Origin of the sequence: Pseudomonas guariconensis (genome assembly GCF_024127895.1) — a bacterium.
Classification (GTDB): Bacteria; Pseudomonadota; Gammaproteobacteria; order Pseudomonadales; family Pseudomonadaceae; genus Aquipseudomonas; species Aquipseudomonas guariconensis_B.
In genome coordinates this window covers 84,103-100,510 of the sequence record NZ_JAMYBK010000015.1, presented here as the reverse complement: position 1 = coordinate 100,510, position 16,408 = coordinate 84,103, and the positions used below count along the sequence as shown (strand labels likewise).

Annotated in this window: 12 protein-coding genes; 5 read left to right on the top strand and 7 right to left on the bottom strand. The window is 64.1% G+C overall.

Annotated features, from left to right (window positions below; translation table 11 throughout):
- Positions 1-520: 520 nt before the first annotated feature.
- Entirely contained in the window at positions 521-1,939 is a 1,419-nt protein-coding gene (locus NJF35_RS16325; RefSeq protein ID WP_225789372.1) for an amino acid permease, read from the top strand.
- A gap of 145 nt (positions 1,940-2,084) precedes the next feature.
- Here NJF35_RS16325 and NJF35_RS16320 read toward each other — a convergent pair whose 3' ends face one another.
- Positions 2,085-2,969 carry a LysR substrate-binding domain-containing protein gene (locus NJF35_RS16320; protein WP_253081472.1) on the bottom strand — a complete coding sequence of 295 codons (885 nt, stop codon included), beginning with the start codon at positions 2,967-2,969 and terminating at the stop codon, positions 2,085-2,087.
- 175 nt (positions 2,970-3,144) lie between these two features.
- Between NJF35_RS16320 and NJF35_RS16315 the strand changes: the two genes are divergently transcribed.
- Entirely contained in the window at positions 3,145-6,165 is a 3,021-nt protein-coding gene (locus NJF35_RS16315; protein WP_253081473.1) for an FAD-binding and (Fe-S)-binding domain-containing protein, read from the top strand.
- A gap of 135 nt (positions 6,166-6,300) precedes the next feature.
- Here NJF35_RS16315 and NJF35_RS16310 read toward each other — a convergent pair whose 3' ends face one another.
- The 5 genes from NJF35_RS16310 to phhA all read right to left on the bottom strand — a co-directional run bounded on the left by NJF35_RS16310 (position 6,301) and on the right by phhA (position 10,427).
- The gene (locus NJF35_RS16310; RefSeq protein WP_253091267.1) at positions 6,301-7,482 is read right to left on the bottom strand and encodes an MFS transporter; all 1,182 of its coding nucleotides are present in this window, start codon (positions 7,480-7,482) and stop codon (positions 6,301-6,303) included.
- Between the two features lie 102 nt (positions 7,483-7,584).
- The gene (locus NJF35_RS24670; protein ID WP_262923792.1) at positions 7,585-7,713 is read right to left on the bottom strand and encodes a hypothetical protein; all 129 of its coding nucleotides are present in this window, start codon (positions 7,711-7,713) and stop codon (positions 7,585-7,587) included.
- A 336-nt stretch (positions 7,714-8,049) separates the two neighbouring features.
- Positions 8,050-9,243, bottom strand: coding sequence for an amino acid aminotransferase (locus tag NJF35_RS16305; RefSeq protein ID WP_262924613.1), 1,194 nt, complete (start codon positions 9,241-9,243; stop codon positions 8,050-8,052).
- On the bottom strand, positions 9,243-9,599 hold the full coding sequence (locus tag NJF35_RS16300; protein WP_225789367.1) for a 4a-hydroxytetrahydrobiopterin dehydratase: 357 nt from the start codon (positions 9,597-9,599) through the stop codon (positions 9,243-9,245). Before NJF35_RS16300 ends, NJF35_RS16305 begins: the two co-directional genes overlap by 1 nt.
- 39 nt (positions 9,600-9,638) lie before the next feature.
- Positions 9,639-10,427 (bottom strand): phenylalanine 4-monooxygenase, encoded by a 789-nt coding sequence (gene phhA / locus NJF35_RS16295; RefSeq protein ID WP_225789366.1) that lies wholly within the window; start codon positions 10,425-10,427, stop codon positions 9,639-9,641.
- Between the two features lie 257 nt (positions 10,428-10,684).
- On the opposite strand from phhA, the gene NJF35_RS16290 reads away from it, so the two are divergent.
- Positions 10,685-12,244, top strand: coding sequence for a sigma-54-dependent transcriptional regulator (locus NJF35_RS16290; RefSeq protein WP_225789365.1), 1,560 nt, complete (start codon positions 10,685-10,687; stop codon positions 12,242-12,244).
- A gap of 97 nt (positions 12,245-12,341) precedes the next feature.
- On the opposite strand, the gene NJF35_RS16285 is transcribed toward NJF35_RS16290, so the two are convergent.
- Positions 12,342-12,599: a DUF2790 domain-containing protein gene (locus tag NJF35_RS16285; protein WP_225789364.1), complete on the bottom strand. Its 258-nt coding sequence runs from the start codon at positions 12,597-12,599 to the stop codon at positions 12,342-12,344.
- Positions 12,600-13,007: 408 nt separating this feature from the next.
- Between NJF35_RS16285 and acs the strand changes: the two genes are divergently transcribed.
- The gene (gene acs, locus NJF35_RS16280; RefSeq protein ID WP_225789363.1) at positions 13,008-14,969 is read left to right on the top strand and encodes an acetate--CoA ligase; all 1,962 of its coding nucleotides are present in this window, start codon (positions 13,008-13,010) and stop codon (positions 14,967-14,969) included.
- 621 nt (positions 14,970-15,590) lie between these two features.
- Positions 15,591-16,376, top strand: coding sequence for an ABC transporter substrate-binding protein (locus NJF35_RS16275; RefSeq protein ID WP_225789362.1), 786 nt, complete (start codon positions 15,591-15,593; stop codon positions 16,374-16,376).
- The last annotated feature ends 32 nt before the right edge of the window (positions 16,377-16,408 follow it).

The following is a 16,408-nucleotide window of genomic DNA, read 5'->3' as shown; positions in this document are numbered from 1 at the left end:
CGGAAACTTTTCACACCGCCTTGTAAGGATTTTTTTACGAATCAGGGTGAATTCCCTACTCTTTCCCCCGCCTGTAAACAGAACTTGCCGCATCCGCCGTCCCAGCGCTTTTCCCGCCCCTCCCGCCCCCTTGTCCAAACCCTCGCCCCGCGTTGATATAGCGCCATTGCCGTGTGCAAGGCCCGGGCCGCAGAGCCGGGCATCGAAAACAACAAATGGAGGCGCCATGTACGCCGATCACTCCGCCTTTCCAGGCTTTCCCCCCAGGACCGGTGCGTTTTTTCATCAGGAAACGACGCAACGCGTTGACGCCTGCGCGTGCGCAGGGGTATACAATGCGCCGCGTTTTACCTGTGACCCCTATGCGTACCACGCACTCTCGCCGACTCCCGGTTGATCCGCCCAGGGCTCTTGCCCGAGTCCCGAGAAACCCAAGGTAACCACCTTGCCCATTCCGCTGCGCCACGAGCGCGGTGGGTCCGATTCCGTCACAGATAAAAACAAGCAGGTGACTTCGTTCATGAGTGGACACAACATGCAGTCAGGCGAGCTCAAGCGGGGCCTGAAAAACCGCCATATCCAGCTGATCGCCCTGGGAGGCGCGATCGGTACCGGATTGTTCCTGGGCTCGGCCGGCGTGATGAAGTCCGCCGGTCCGTCGATGATCCTCGGCTATGCCATCTGCGGCTTCATCGCCTTCATGATCATGCGCCAACTGGGCGAGATGATCGTCGAGGAACCGGTGGCCGGCTCCTTCAGCCACTTCGCCCACAAGTACTGGGGTGGCTTCGCCGGCTTCCTGTCCGGCTGGAACTGCTGGGTGCTGTACATCCTGGTCGGCATGTCGGAGCTGTCGGCGGTCGGCAAGTACGTCCACTACTGGTGGCCGGAGATCCCCACCTGGGTCACGGCGGCTGCCTTCTTCCTGCTGATCAACGCCATCAACCTGATGAACGTCAAGGTGTTCGGCGAGGCCGAGTTCTGGTTCGCGATCATCAAGGTCCTGGCCATCGTCGGCATGATCGGCCTGGGTGCCTACCTGCTGACCAGTGGCAGCGGCGGCCCTGAAGCCTCGGTCACCAACCTCTGGGCCCATGGCGGCTTCTTCCCCCATGGCGTGAGCGGGCTGGTCATGGCCCTGGCGATCATCATGTTCTCCTTCGGCGGCCTGGAAATGCTCGGCTTCACCGCAGCCGAGGCCGACAAGCCCCGTACCGTGATCCCCAAGGCGATCAACCAGGTCATCTACCGTATCCTGATCTTCTACATCGGCGCCCTGGTGGTGCTGCTCTCGCTGACCCCGTGGGACAGCCTGGTGGCCAGCATCGATGCCTCTGGCGGCAGCTACGGCAGCAGCCCATTCGTCCAGGTCTTCTCCCTGCTGGGTAGCGACGTGGCCGCCCACCTGCTGAACTTCGTGGTCCTGACCGCGGCACTGTCGGTGTACAACAGCGGCACCTACTGCAATGCGCGCATGCTCTACGGCATGGCCGAGCAGGGCGATGCTCCGGCGGGCCTGGCGAAGATCGACAAGCGTGGCGTACCGGTACGCTCGATCCTGGCGTCGGCGGGCGTCACCCTGGTGGCGGTGCTGCTCAACTACCTGATCCCGCAGCACGCCCTGGAGCTGCTGATGTCGCTGGTGGTCGCGGCACTGGTGATCAACTGGGCGATGATCAGCTACTCGCACCTGAAGTTCCGCCAGCACCTGGACCGTACCGGCCAGAAGCCGCTGTTCAAGGCGCTGTGGTACCCCTATGGCAACTACCTGTGCCTGGCCTTCGTGGTGCTGATCCTGGGCATCATGCTGCAGATTCCGGGGATCCAGATCTCGGTGTATGCGATTCCGGTGTGGCTGGTGGTGATGTACGTGTGCTACCTGCTCAAGAGCAAGCGTGGCCAGCAGCGCCACGCTGCGGTGGGTAGCGTGGCCAAGTAAGCGCTCAGGCGCAGGCTTGGGAAACCCGATGCCAGGTGACTGGCATCGGGTTTTTTGCTGTCAGGGTCGGCTAATGTCGGGCAGTGTAATTTCGGGGCCGCTTCGCGCCCCAAAGGGCGGTGAAAATAGTGCCCACCCAATAGGCTCAGATCTGCTCCAGCAACCAGCTGCGAAACGCCCGCAACGATGGCAATGCCTCGTTGCGCGGTGGGTAGATCAGGTAATAGCTGCGCTGGCTGGCGAACGGCAACCCGGCGCTGAACAGCTCCCCGCTGGCCAGCTCTTCCTCCACCAAGATTCGCGGCACCAGGCCGATGCCGATCCCGGCCCGTACCGCCTGGATCAGGTGCGAGGTCAGCTCGAAGCTCGGCCCCAGGCGCATGGCTCGGTGCGCCAGGGCGTGGTGGGAGAACCATTCGCCCCAGGCATGGGGGTTGTTGGCGACATTCAGCAGCACCTGCTCGCTGATGCGCGCCGGGCTCCAGCCTTGCGGGTCGCCCGCAGCCTCCGGTGGCAGGATCACCACCAGCTCCTCGGCATGCAGCCGATGGCAGATCAACCCCGGCAGGTCATGGGTCGCCACGCCGATGGCGGCGTCGATCTCGCTGGTGTCGAAGTTGATGGCTTCGATCCGCGAATGAATGTGTACCAGCATCCCTGGGTGGGCGCTGTAGAACGCATGCAGGCGCGGCAGCAGCCATTTCGAGCCGAACGTGGGCAGGGTGGCCAGGCGCAGGGTGCCGACGCCGGACTGATAGGCCAGCGCCTGCAAGGTGGCGCTGCGGATGCGGCCCAGGGCTTCGCTCAGTTCGCGCTGGTACAGGCGGCCGACATCGGTCAGTTGGACCTGGCGCCCCTCGCGGCGAAACAGCGTCAGCCCAAGCTGCTGCTCCAGGGCCTGCACCTGCCGGCTGACCGCGCTCTGGGTCAGCGACAGCTCGGCGGCGGCGCGGGTATAGCTTTCGTGCCGGGCGGCGGCCTCGAAGGCCAACAACAGCGACATCGAGGGTGTCAGGTGGCGGTAATTCATTCATAAAGCTCATCGATAGCGGCAGGAATATCCGTTTGCCCCTGGCTGGAAAGTACAGGAACATTGGCACATCCGTCATCCGGTCTTGAAACATACATACCGGAACTGCAGGGGAACGCCCTGCAGCTGCACCCGAATGCCCGTGACCTAGCCAATATCAAGAGGCCATCCATCGATGATCGCCCAGTTGCCGACCAGCGCCCCTAGCGCCAACTACCCTGAATTTCTCGACGCCCTGCGTGCCAGCGGCTTCCGTGGCCAGATCAGTGCCGACTACGGCACCCGCACGGTGCTCGCCACCGACAACTCCATCTACCAGCGCCTGCCCCAGGCGGCGGTGTTCCCGCAGGATGCCGACGATGTGGCGCGGGTGGCGGCGCTGATGGCCGAGCCGCGCTTTCGCCAGGTCAAGCTGACCCCGCGCGGCGGCGGCACGGGGACCAACGGCCAGTCGTTGACCGACGGTATCGTCGTCGACCTGTCGCGGCACATGAACAAGATCCTCCAGATCAACGTCGAGGAGCGTTGGGTGCGGGTCCAGGCCGGCGTGGTCAAGGACCAGCTCAATGCTGCGCTCAAGCCCCATGGGCTGTTCTTCGCCCCAGAACTGTCCACCTCCAACCGCGCCACCGTGGGCGGCATGATCAACACCGATGCCAGCGGCCAAGGCAGTTGCACCTATGGCAAGACCCGCGACCACGTGCTCGAGCTGCACAGCGTGCTGCTCGGCGGCGAACGCCTGCACAGCCTGCCGATCGACGACCAGGCGCTGGAGCAGGCCTGTGCCGCGCCTGGCCGGGTCGGCGAGGTGTACCGCATGGCCCGAGAGATCCAGCAGACCCAGGGCGAATTGATCGAAAGTACCTTCCCCAAGCTCAACCGCTGCCTGACTGGCTACGATCTGGCCCACCTGCGCGACGAGCAGGGCCGCTTCAACCTCAACAGCGTGTTGTGCGGCGCCGAGGGCTCGCTGGGCTACGTGGTCGAGGCCAAGCTCAACGTGTTGCCGATCCCCAAATACGCGGTACTGGTGAACGTACGCTACACCAGCTTCATGGATGCCCTGCGCGACGCCAATGCGTTGATGGCGCACAAGCCGCTGTCGATCGAGACCGTCGATTCCAAGGTGCTGATGCTGGCCATGCAGGACATCGTCTGGCACAGCGTCGCCGAATACTTCCCGGCCGACCCGGAGCGTCCGACCCTGGGCATCAACCTGGTGGAGTTCTGCGGTGACGAGCCGGCCGAGGTCAACGCCCGGGTCGAGGCCTTCATCGCCCACCTCAAGGCCGACACCAGTGTCGAGCGCCTGGGCCATACCCTGGCCGAGGGCGCCGAGGCGGTGACCCGTGTCTATGCCATGCGCAAACGTTCGGTGGGTTTGCTGGGCAACGTCGAGGGCGAGGTCCGGCCGCAGCCGTTCGTCGAGGACACCGCGGTACCACCGGAGCAGTTGGCCGACTACATCGCCGACTTCCGTGCCTTGCTCGACGGCCACGGCCTGGCCTACGGCATGTTCGGCCATGTCGATGCTGGCGTGTTGCACGTGCGCCCGGCCCTGGACATGAAGGACCCGGCCCAGGCCGCGCTGGTCAAGCCGATTTCCGATGCCGTGGCGGCGCTGACCCAGCGTTATGGCGGCCTGCTCTGGGGCGAGCACGGCAAGGGCCTGCGCTCGGAATACGTGCCGGAGTACTTCGGTGAACTGTACCCCGCGCTGCAACGCTTGAAGGGGGCCTTCGACCCACATAACCAGCTCAACCCGGGCAAGATCTGCACGCCGCCGGACAACGCCGAAGGCCTGACCAGGGTCGATGGCGTGACCCTGCGCGGCGACCTCGACCGGACCATCGACGAGCGGGTCTGGCAGAGCTTCGGCAGCGCCGTGCACTGCAACGGCAATGGCGCCTGCTACAACTACGACCCCAACGATGCCATGTGCCCGTCGTGGAAGGCCACTCGCGAGCGCCAGCATTCGCCCAAGGGCCGTGCCTCGCTGATCCGCGAATGGCTGCGCCTGCAGGGGGCGGCGGATATCGACGTGCTGGCGGCGGCGCGCAACAAGGTGTCCTGGCTCAAGGGCCTGCCGGCGCGGCTGCGCAACAACCGGGCGCGCAGCCAGGGCCAGGAGGACTTCTCCCACGAGGTCTACGACGCCATGGCCGGCTGCCTGGCGTGCAAGTCCTGCGCGGGGCAGTGCCCGATCAAGGTCAACGTGCCGGACTTCCGCTCGCGTTTCCTCGAGCTGTACCACGGCCGCTACCAGCGCCCGCTGCGTGACTACCTGATCGGTTCGCTGGAATTCACCATTCCCTACCTGGCCCACGCGCCGGGGCTGTACAACGCGGTGATGGGGTCGAAATGGGTGAGCCGGCTGCTGGCGGACAAGGTCGGCATGGTCGACAGCCCGTTGATCAGCCGCTTCAACTTCCAGTCGACCCTGACCCGTTGCCGTGTCGCCGTGGCCAGCGTGCCAGCCCTGCGCGAACTGACCCCGGCCCAGCGCGAGCGCAGCATCGTGCTGGTCCAGGACGCCTTCACCCGTTACTTCGAGACGCCGCTGCTGGCGGCATTCATCGAACTGGCCCATCGCCTCGGCCACCGTGTGTTCCTGGCGCCCTACAGCGCCAATGGCAAGCCGTTGCACGTGCAGGGCTTCCTCGGTGCCTTCGCCAAGGCGGCGATCCGCAACGCCACCCAGCTCAAGGCCCTGGCCGACTGTGGTGTGCCGCTGGTGGGGCTGGACCCGGCCATGACCCTGGTCTACCGCCAGGAGTACCAGAAGGTGGAGGGGCTGGATGGCTGCCCGAAGGTGCTGCTGCCCCAGGAGTGGCTGATGGACGTGCTGCCCGAGCAGGCCGAGGGCAATAGTGGCAGCTTCCGCCTGATGGCCCACTGCACCGAGAAGACCAACGTGCCGGCCAGCACCCGGCAGTGGGAGCAGGTGTTCGCCCGTCTGGGCCTGAAGCTGGTCACCGAGGCCACTGGCTGCTGCGGCATGTCGGGCACCTATGGCCATGAGGCGCGCAACCAGGAGACCTCGCGGACCATCTTCGAGCAGTCCTGGGCGACCAAGCTGGACAAGGAAGGGGAGGCGCTGGCGACCGGCTATTCGTGCCGCAGCCAGGTCAAGCGCATGACCGAGCGGCAGATGCGGCATCCGCTGGAGGTGGTGTTGCAGTACGCGCAGCGCTGAAAGAAGGGGCGCCTCGCGCCCCGACAAGCCCGCTCCCACAGGGCCCTGCAAACCACAGCGTTTGCGAGCGACTCGCAACCCTGGGGGAGCCGGCTTGTCGACGATGGGCTGCAGAGCGGCCCCAGGATCGTCCTTTCAGCGCCCCAGTCGCGCCTGGCGATACAGGTACAGGCTCAACACCAGCCCACAGCAAGACGCCGCCGCCGCGAACAGGAAGATCGAGGCAAAGCCGAACCCCGACGCCACGGCCCCCACCAGTGGTCCCGTGATCCCCAGCGACAGGTCGATGAACAGCGAATAGGCACCCACTGCCGCCCCGCGGTTGGCCGCCGATACCTGGTTCACCGCCTCCACCCCCAGTGCCGGGAACACCAGCGAGAAACCGAACCCGCTCAAGGCCGCGCCGGCCAGGGCCAGTTCGGCACTCGGCGCCAGCCACAGCATCAGCAGGCCCAGGGTTTCCACCGCCAGGCAGACGATCGCCACACGGAAACCTCCGATGCGGTTGATCAGGTTGCCGAACAGCAGCCGTGCGCTGATGAAGCTGGCGCCGAACAGGCTCAGGGTCAGTGCGGCGTTGGGCCAGTCACGGCTGGCGTAGTACAGGGTGATGAAGGTGGCGATGGTGCCGAAGCCGATCGAGCCCAGGGCCAATCCAGAGCCATGGGGGAATACTTTGCCCAGCACCCGCAGGAACGGCAGGCGCACGCCGGCGACCACTGGGGCGGCATGTTTCGGCCAGGCCAGCAGCAAGCCGAGCACCGCCAGCAGGATGATGCTCGCGCCCATGCTCCACAGCCCCAGGGTCTTCACCATCAGCACGCCCAGCGGGGCGCCGATGGCCAATGCGCCATAGCTGGCGATGCCGTTCCAGGAGATGACCTTGGCGGTGTGCTCGGCGCCGACCCGGCCGATGCCCCAGCCGATCGAGCCGGAGCCCACCAGGCTTTCGGCGCTGCCCAGCACCAGGCGGCCGATGAGCAAGCAGGCCAGGCTCAGCCAGGGCAGCGAGGTGAGGAAGCTGCAGGCCAGCATGAACACCCCGCTCAGCCCGCAGCCGAGCAGGCCGTACATGACCGCTTTCTTGCTGCCGAGGTTGTCGATGATGCGGCTGGCGGTGGGGCGGCTGAGCAGGGTGGCCAGGTACTGGACGCTGATCACCAGGCCCGCGACCACGGCGCTGAACCCCAGGTCGTTGTGCACGTAGCCGGGCAGCACGGCCAGGGGAATGCCGATGTTCAGGTAGCCGATGAAGGTGAAGAGGACGATGGAGACGACTTGCAGGGTGACCGCAAGGGGGCGCGGTGAGTCGGGCATGGGGCGCTTTCGTGGGCTGGGGTTCTGGACGGTGTGAAAACGCGATGACGGGCAAGGTTCCCGCGAGTCAGCCGTTTTCACACTGTCGGATGGGATGCGCGGTTATTCCTGGTCGGCGCAGGGTTGATCGTCGCCATCCTGCTCGACGGCGGGCGTCGGTTCGGTGTGGGCGGCAACGGTTTGCTCTTCGGGGTTCAGGCTTGGGAAGGGAAGATTCGGGATTTCATGCATCTCGTCGTTCCTCGCAAGTGTGAGTGAAAAGACTGCGCCAGGCGCGTGGAGGCTTCGAAAAGCTGGGGCAGGATACAGGAGTCTGGGTGACAGTTTGAAATTTTTCCGGGTCGCTGGTCGGTTTTGCGACGGTGGTGGCAGGTGGTGTCGGCGGTTTCGAGGCTAGTCAGTCAAGGGTTTCAGCGCTATCAGGCGGCGTTTCGCGCCCCACCGCCGGCAAGCCGGCTCCTCATAGACCGCGCCGCTCTTGAGATCGACGCCAACCTGTGGGAGCCGGCTTGCCGGCGATGGGCTGCAAAGCAGCCCCAGATCATGGGTGAGCGGCTCGGGCCAGGCTCAGCGACAGACGTCGGCGATCGCCGCCGCCAGTTGCTCCAGGCGCTGGGCATCGGCGCCGGCGATGTTCGCCCGGCCGGTACCGACCATGTACACGCTGTGCTTTTCCCGCAGCAGGCGAACCTGCTCCGGATCCAGCCCGGTGTAGGAGAACATCCCGCGTTGCGCGGCGATATGAGCGAAGCGCTGCGCCAGCCCGTGGGGCTCCAGCGCCTTGACCAGGCCGTGGCGCAGCTCGGCGATGCGCTGGCGCATGGCGTTCACTTCCTCGACCCACAAGGCCTTGAGGGCCGGGTCGCCGAGGATCTGCGCGACCACCGCGGCGCCGTGGTCCGGCGGTGTCGACCACAGGTTGCGGGCCAGCAGTGCCAGTTGGCTGCGCACGTCCTGCAGCTTCTCGGCATCGTGGCTGCACACCAGCAGGGCGCCGGTGCGCTCGCGGTACAGGCCGAAGTTCTTCGAGCAGGAGCTGGTGACCAGCAGCTCCGGCAGCTCCGCGGCGAACAGCCGTACCGCCCAGGCATCTTCTTCCAGGCCGTCGCCGAAGCCCTGGTAGGCGAAGTCGATCAGCGGCAGCAGGTTGCGCCTGCGCACCACCTCGAGCACCGCACGCCAGTCGTCCTGGCCCAGGTCGAAGCCGGTGGGGTTGTGGCAGCAGGCGTGCAGCAGCACCACGTCGCCTTCCGGCACCTGCTCCAGGGCCGCCAGCATGCCAGCGACATCCAGGCGGTTGTCCGCACCGACATAGGGGTAGTGCGACACCTTCAGCTTGGCGCTGGCAAACAGGGTCTCGTGGATCGGCCAGGTCGGGTCGCTGAGCCAGACGCCGCGGCCCGGCAGGCAGTGGGCGATGAACTCCGCCGCCAGGCGCAGGGCGCCGGTGCCGCCCGGGGTCTGGGTCGCGCCGGCGCGCTGGCTGGCGAGCAGCGGCGAAGCGCTGCCCAGCACCAGTTCGCTGACCAGGCGGCCGAACGCTGGGTCACCGTGGCCGCCGACATAGCTTTTGGTGGCTTGCTGTGCCACCAGGCGCTGTTCGGCCTGCTTGACTGCCGCGGGGATCGGCGTCAGGCCCTGGGCGTCCTTGAACACGCCCACACCCAGGTCGAACTTCGCCGGATTGGCGTCGCGGGCGTAGGCGTCCATCAGCCCCAGGATCGGGTCGCCAGGGACCCGGCCAATGGCTTGGAAATGCATCACTTGCGCCCTTCGGCAGTTTCGGCGACTTGGTCGGTGCGCGCGGCCATGATGAAGTCGTTGCGGTGCAGGCCCTTGATCGAGTGGCTCCACCAGGTGACGGTGACCTTGCCCCACTCGGTCAGTAGGCCTGGATGATGGCCCTCGGCCTCGGCGATCTCGCCGATGGCGTTGGTGAAAGCCAGGGCGTGCTTGAAGTTCTTGAACAGGAAGACGCGCTCCAGCTCCATGTGGCCGTCGCGGACTTCGATGTTCCAGTCTGGAATCTCGCGGATCAGTACCGCCAGTTCCTCGTCGGTGACTTTCGGCGCGTCGGCGCGGCAGGCTTCGCAATGGGCTTGGTTCAAGGCATTCATGGGTCTTTTCCGGTTTGAGTTGTTATTCGGCAAGGCGGCTCAGGCGGCCGCCTTGGGTGGAAACTTCGGTGCGTGCAGGCCCAGTTGCATGGCCTGGCGGACCAGGGCCATGATGTCTTCGTGGGCCAGGTCGAACAGGCGCTTGAGGTTCGGCAGGACGAAGTACAGCGGCTGCAGGATATCGATGCGATACGGCGTGCGCATGGCTTCGAGGGCGTCGAAGGCCTGGTGTTCCGGCTCGCCGGACAGGCAGTAGACGGTTTCCTTGGGCGAGGACAGGATGCCGCCGCCATAGATCTTGCGGCCCTGTGGCGTGTCCATCAGGCCGAACTCGATGGTCATCCAGTACAGGCGCGCCAGGTACACACGTTCTTCCTTGGTGGCCGCCAGGCCCAGCTTGCCGTAGGTGTGGGTGAACTCGGCGAACCAGGGGTTGGTCAGCAGCGGGCAGTGGCCGAAGATCTCGTGGAAGATGTCCGGCTCTTGCAGGTAGTCCAGTTCTTCCGGGGTGCGGATGAAGGTGGCGACCGGGAAGCGCTTGCTGGCCAGCAGTTCGAAAAAGGTCTGGAAGGGGATCAGCGCCGGTACGCGGGCGACCTGCCAGCCGGTGGTGGCACCCAGGACCTTGTTGATTTCACCCAGTTGGGGAATACGATCGTGGGGCAGCTTGAGCTGCTCGATGCCGTCCAGGTATTCCTGGCATGCGCGGCCTTCGATCACCTTCAGCTGCCGGGTGATCAAGGTGTTCCATACCGCGTGTTCCTGCTGCGGGTAGTCGATAAAACCGTGCGCATCGGGCTCGCGTGCCACGTATTGCGTCTGTTTCATGTGGCTCTCCTGGTGAGGGCTTTCTTGTTATGTTCACGACATACCCTAGGAATATCCCCTCGCGGCCAGCTTTGCACGGGGTGCGGTGGGGTGCATGGAGGACCTTTCATCCTGTTTTCGTAACGTAAATTTTACAAAATGAGCCTGGTCCCGGAAAATCGCGGGTATCGAGCTGGCCGTCAGGATTATTTTGTCAGCTTATCTTTACGATTTTTCCATGCGCCGGTGAAAAATCCGGCTGCCTCGGGGCCTTTTCCATGCGTATCAAAGTGCATTGCCAGAACCGCATCGGCATCCTGCGCGACATTCTCAACCTGCTGGTGGAATACGGCATCAACGTGCTGCGGGGAGAGGTCGGCGGCGACCATGGCAACGCCATCTACCTGCATTGCCCGAACCTGATCAACCTGCAGTTCCAGGCGCTGCGGCCGAAGTTCGAGTCGATCGCCGGGGTGTTCGGCGTCAAGCGTGTGGGCCTGATGCCCAGCGAGCGTCGGCACATGGAGCTCAATGCGTTGCTCGGTGCCCTGGAGTTCCCGGTGCTGTCGATCGACATGGGCGGCAGCATCGTCGCTGCCAACCGCGCTGCTGCCCAATTGCTCGGGGTGCGGGTCGACGAGGTGCCGGGCATCCCCCTGGCACGCTACGTCGAGGACTTCGACCTGCCGGAACTGGTGCGCGCCAACAAGTCGCGGATCAACGGCCTGCGCATCAAGGTCAAGGGCGATGTGTTCCTCGCCGACATCGCCCCGTTGCAGTCGGAGCATGACGACAGCGAGGCACTGGCCGGCGCGGTGCTCACCCTGCATCGGGCCGACCGTATCGGCGAGCGCATCTATAACGTGCGCAAGCAGGAGCTGCGCGGCTTCGACAGCATCTTCCAGAGCTCGCGGGTGATGGCGGCGGTGGTGCGCGAGGCGAGGCGCATGGCGCCGTTGGATGCACCGCTGCTGATCGAAGGCGAGACCGGCACCGGCAAGGAGCTGCTGGCCCGCGCCTGCCACTTGGCCAGCCCGCGCGGCCAGGCGCCACTGATGGCGCTCAACTGCGCCGGCCTGCCGGAGTCCATGGCCGAGACCGAGCTGTTCGGCTACGGCCCGGGCGCGTTCGAGGGCGCGCGCGCCGAGGGCAAGCTGGGGCTGCTGGAGCTGACGGCGGGCGGCACGTTGTTCCTCGACGGGGTGGGGGAAATGAGCCCGCGCCTGCAGGTCAAGCTGCTGCGCTTCCTACAGGATGGCTGCTTCCGGCGGGTCGGCAGCGACGAGGAGGTGTACTTGGACGTGCGGGTGATCTGCGCCACCCAGGTGGACCTGTCCGAACTGTGCGCCCGTGGCGAGTTTCGCCAGGACCTCTACCATCGCCTGAACGTACTGTCGTTGCACATCCCGCCGCTGCGCGAATGCATGGATGGCCTGGAGGGCCTGGTGCAGCACTTCCTCGACCAGGCCAGCCGGCAGATCGGCTGCCCGATGCCGCACCTGGCGCCAGCGGCGATGGAAAAGCTGGGCCAGTACCACTGGCCGGGTAACGTGCGGCAATTGGAGAACGTGCTGTTTCAGGCTGTGTCGTTGTGCGAGGGCGGTGTGGTGAAAGGCGAACATATTCGCCTGCCGGATTATGGTGCGCGTCAACCCTTGGGTGAGTTTTCACTGGAGGGGGATCTTTCGGAAATTGTCGGGCGTTTTGAAAAAGCCGTACTGGAAAGTTTGATGAGCGAGTTTCCAAGTAGTCGGGCATTGGGCAAGCGGTTGGGCGTTTCCCATACGACGATTGCCAATAAGTTGCGTGATTATTCGCTCAATAAAACAGCCGAGTAGAACCAGGTTCATATCGGGGCTGTCATGCAGCCCTTTTGCGAAGACGCTCGGTTGTCATTTTGGGGCCGCTTCGCGGCCCCAAAGAAGGCAAGGCGCCTCAACCGTTGGAGCAGCCGTTGCCCATCACACGGTATTCGAGAATGTGCTTCTGGCCCTTGGAATCTTCGTAGGTCATGCGTGCAGGCACCACTTCGCAGACATTGGGTACTTCGCTCATGGAGATGACCCGGGCAATGTCCAGGTGCTGCGAATAACTGTACTGTTCAACCGGAATCTGCTCGGCATCCTTTGCAACTTCGTCGGCCATCGCCGCGCTGCAAAGACCACCAAGTACCAATACCAGTAAAGCTTTCATTTTCAATTTACCTGTCTAAGGTCGTGAGGGGGCACGCGGCGCTTGTGGCGCCGCGAGTACATCCAGTTTTCAACTATCGAAATTAGCGGGGGATTAACATGCCTTCGTGGGGGCTGTTACAAGAAGTTAATCGCCTTGCCATTGCTGGCGAGGTGAATTCTATGGGGGTGCCAGAGGCTGAAACAGAGGGACTTTTGATAAAGTCTTTTGACAGAATCTGTAACAATCCCCGGCAAAAATCTGCCCCCGCCCTGTGTGCTGGGCTGGAGTGCGCCAACTAGAGCGCTCGCCTCGCGCGACAGGGAAAAATACCGGCCTTGGTACTACCAACGTCGAATGGCCTTTGCCGCTCTGGTACAGTTACAAACGGTTTCATACAAAAACAACTATTACACCGAGGTAAAACAGATGAGTGCGGCTCCACTGTATCCCGTTCGTCCCGAGGTTGCGGCCAGTACCCTGACCGACGAGGCCACCTACAAGGCCATGTACCAGCAATCGGTGATCAACCCGGACGGCTTCTGGCGTGAGCAGGCCCAGCGCCTGGACTGGATCAAGCCTTTCACCAAGGTCAAGCAGACCTCCTTCGACGATCACCATGTCGACATCAAATGGTTCGCTGACGGCACTCTGAACGTTTCCTACAACTGCCTGGACCGCCACCTGGAAGAGCGTGGTGACCAGGTCGCCATCATCTGGGAAGGCGACGACCCTTCCGAAAGCCGCAACATCACCTACCGCGAGTTGCACGAGCAGGTCTGCAAGTTCGCCAACGCCCTGCGTGGCCAGGACGTGCACCGTGGCGACGTGGTGACCATCTACATGCCGATGATCCCGGAAGCCGTGGTGGCCATGCTGGCCTGTGCCCGTATCGGCGCGATCCACTCGGTGGTATTCGGTGGCTTCTCGCCCGAGGCCCTGGCCGGCCGCATCATCGACTGCCGCTCCAAGGTGGTGATCACGGCCGACGAAGGCGTGCGCGGTGGCCGCCATACGCCGCTCAAGGCCAATGTCGACCTGGCCCTGACCAACCCTGAAACCAGCAGCGTGCAGAAGATCATCGTGTGCAAGCGCACCGGTGGCGAGATCGCCTGGCACCAGCACCGCGACATCTGGTACGAAGACCTGATGAAAGTCGCCTCCAGCCATTGCGCGCCGAAGGAAATGGGCGCCGAGGAGCCGCTGTTCATCCTTTATACCTCCGGCTCCACCGGCAAGCCCAAGGGCGTGCTGCACACCACCGGCGGCTATCTGGTGTACGCCGCGCTGACCCATGAGCGGGTCTTCGACTATCGCCCGGGCGAAGTCTACTGGTGCACCGCCGACGTGGGCTGGGTCACCGGCCACAGCTACATCGTCTATGGCCCGCTGGCCAACGGCGCCACCACGCTGCTGTTCGAGGGCGTGCCGAACTACCCGGACATCACTCGGGTGTCGAAGATCATCGACAAGCACAAGGTCAACATTCTCTACACCGCGCCGACCGCCATCCGCGCGATGATGGCCGAGGGCGAGGCGGCGGTCGCCGGCGCCGATGGCTCCAGCCTGCGCCTGCTGGGCTCGGTGGGCGAGCCGATCAACCCCGAGGCCTGGAACTGGTACTACCAGACCGTCGGCAAGGAGCGCTGCCCGATCGTCGACACCTGGTGGCAGACCGAGACTGGCGGCATCCTGATCAGCCCGCTGCCGGGCGCCACTGGCCTGAAGCCAGGCTCGGCGACCCGTCCGTTCTTCGGCGTGGTGCCGGCGCTGGTGGACAACCTGGGCAACCTGATCGAAGGCGCCGCCGAGGGCAACCTGGTCATCCTCGACTCCTGGCCGGGTCAGTCGCGCTCGCTGTACGGCGACCACGACCGCTTCGTCGACACCTACTTCAAGACCTTCCGTGGCATGTACTTCACCGGTGACGGTGCGCGTCGCGACGAGGACGGCTACTACTGGATCACCGGCCGTGTCGACGACGTGCTCAACGTCTCCGGCCACCGCATGGGCACCGCCGAGATCGAGAGCGCGATGGTCGCCCACTCGAAGGTCGCCGAGGCGGCGGTGGTCGGTGTGCCGCACGACATCAAGGGGCAGGGCATCTATGTCTATGTCACCCTCAACGCCGGCGTGGAGCCGAGCGAGCAACTGCGTCTGGAGCTGAAGAACTGGGTGCGCAAGGAGATCGGCCCGATCGCCTCGCCGGATGTGATCCAGTGGGCGCCGGGGCTGCCGAAGACCCGTTCGGGCAAGATCATGCGCCGTATTTTGCGCAAGATCGCGACCGGCGAGTACGACGCGCTGGGGGATATCTCGACCCTGGCCGACCCGGGTGTGGTGCAGCACCTGATCGATACCCACAAGGCAATGGGGCTCGCGTCAGCCTGATGTGAATCGGGGCTGCCTTGCAGTCCATTCGCGACACAAGGCCGCTCCCGCGGTGTCCGTGTAGCGCCCGACAATGGGCGTTGCATGAACGGTGCGGGAGCGGCCTTGTGTCGCGATGGGGCGCAAGGCGGCCCCGGTACGGGTCGGCGGGGCTTCAGTGAACTTACGTCTTTGGCGAGGTGTTTGCTTTTGTTACCCGACATCCATCGGTAACCCCTTGGGCTACCCAATTTCGCTCAGAAGCGGGGCGAGTAGAAACATTCGTGTGCCATTGTAGGGCGATTCTGCAGGCATTTCGTACGCGACGGCACGCTGCGCTTGCCGGACTACAAGGGTTTGCCAATAATAGGCCCGGTTATTGCTTGGCTTATGGGTTATTTTTCTTTTGCTCTTGCATAATATGCAAGGGCTGTCAATATCGTCCGCCGTGGTTCCTGGCGCTTCTGTAACTAGTTGTCGCTTTGAAGAAATATCGACTACCCGCCTGTCGTTAAAATGCCACTCACTCGCTCGTGGTCTGCGACCTTGGTCGATACCCCCTGCGGCTCGCGTTGTACCCATTCGCATATCGGGCAGCCGTTACACCTGCCTTGTATTGCCCCGTACCGATGGAGTTACCAGATGAAGAAGCTCGCACTGCTTGGCGCCCTTGCGCTGTCCGTGTTGTCCCTGGGTTCGCAGGCCGATGAAAAACCGTTGAAGATCGGTATCGAGGCCGCCTACCCACCCTTCGCCTTCAAGCAGCCCGATGGCAGCATCGCCGGTTTCGACTACGACATCGGCAACGCCCTGTGCGAAGAGATGAAAGCCAAGTGCACCTGGGTCGAGCAAGAGTTCGACGGCCTGATCCCGGCGCTGAAGGTGCGCAAGATCGACGCCATCCTCTCGTCCATGTCGATCACCGAGGACCGCAAGAAGTCGGTCGACTTCACCAAGCGCTACTACCTGACCCCGGCACGCCTGGTCATGAAGGAAGGCACCACCGTCAGCGACAGCCTGGTCGAGCTGAAGGGCAAGAAGATCGGTGTGCAGCGCGGCTCGATCCATGACCGCTTCGCCAAGGAAGTCCTGGCTCCGCAGGGCGCCACCGTCGTGCCGTACGGCACCCAGAACGAAATCTACCTGGACGTCGCCGCTGGCCGCCTGGACGGCACCGTGGCCGATGCCACCCTGCTCGAAGACGGTTTCCTCAAGACCGACGCCGGCAAGGGCTTCGCCTTCGTCGGCCCGTCCTTCACCGACGTGAAGTACTTCGGCGACGGCGTCGGCATCGCCGTGCGCAAGGGCGACAACGCCAACCGCGAGCGTATCAACGCCGCGATCGATGCGATCCGTGCCAACGGCAAGTACAAAAAGATCCAGGACAAGTACTTCAACTTCGACATCTACGGGCCGGACGCCCAGTAAGACGTCGAGTTTCACCTGTGCAATGGTGCAAA

What these genes read in the sequence shown, in the direction of transcription:
- NJF35_RS16325 (WP_225789372.1), top strand. Translation starts at nt 521, where the DNA reads ATGAGTGGACACAACATGCAGTCAGGCGAGCTCAAGCGGGGCCTGAAA.
- NJF35_RS16320 (WP_253081472.1), bottom strand. Translation starts at nt 2,969, where the DNA reads ATGAATTACCGCCACCTGACACCCTCGATGTCGCTGTTGTTGGCCTTC.
- NJF35_RS16315 (WP_253081473.1), top strand. Translation starts at nt 3,145, where the DNA reads ATGATCGCCCAGTTGCCGACCAGCGCCCCTAGCGCCAACTACCCTGAA.
- NJF35_RS16310 (WP_253091267.1), bottom strand. Translation starts at nt 7,482, where the DNA reads ATGCCCGACTCACCGCGCCCCCTTGCGGTCACCCTGCAAGTCGTCTCC.
- NJF35_RS24670 (WP_262923792.1), bottom strand. Translation starts at nt 7,713, where the DNA reads ATGCATGAAATCCCGAATCTTCCCTTCCCAAGCCTGAACCCCGAAGAG.
- NJF35_RS16305 (WP_262924613.1), bottom strand. Translation starts at nt 9,243, where the DNA reads ATGCATTTCCAAGCCATTGGCCGGGTCCCTGGCGACCCGATCCTGGGG.
- NJF35_RS16300 (WP_225789367.1), bottom strand. Translation starts at nt 9,599, where the DNA reads ATGAATGCCTTGAACCAAGCCCATTGCGAAGCCTGCCGCGCCGACGCG.
- phhA (WP_225789366.1), bottom strand. Translation starts at nt 10,427, where the DNA reads ATGAAACAGACGCAATACGTGGCACGCGAGCCCGATGCGCACGGTTTT.
- NJF35_RS16290 (WP_225789365.1), top strand. Translation starts at nt 10,685, where the DNA reads ATGCGTATCAAAGTGCATTGCCAGAACCGCATCGGCATCCTGCGCGAC.
- NJF35_RS16285 (WP_225789364.1), bottom strand. Translation starts at nt 12,599, where the DNA reads ATGAAAGCTTTACTGGTATTGGTACTTGGTGGTCTTTGCAGCGCGGCG.
- acs (WP_225789363.1), top strand. Translation starts at nt 13,008, where the DNA reads ATGAGTGCGGCTCCACTGTATCCCGTTCGTCCCGAGGTTGCGGCCAGT.
- NJF35_RS16275 (WP_225789362.1), top strand. Translation starts at nt 15,591, where the DNA reads ATGAAGAAGCTCGCACTGCTTGGCGCCCTTGCGCTGTCCGTGTTGTCC.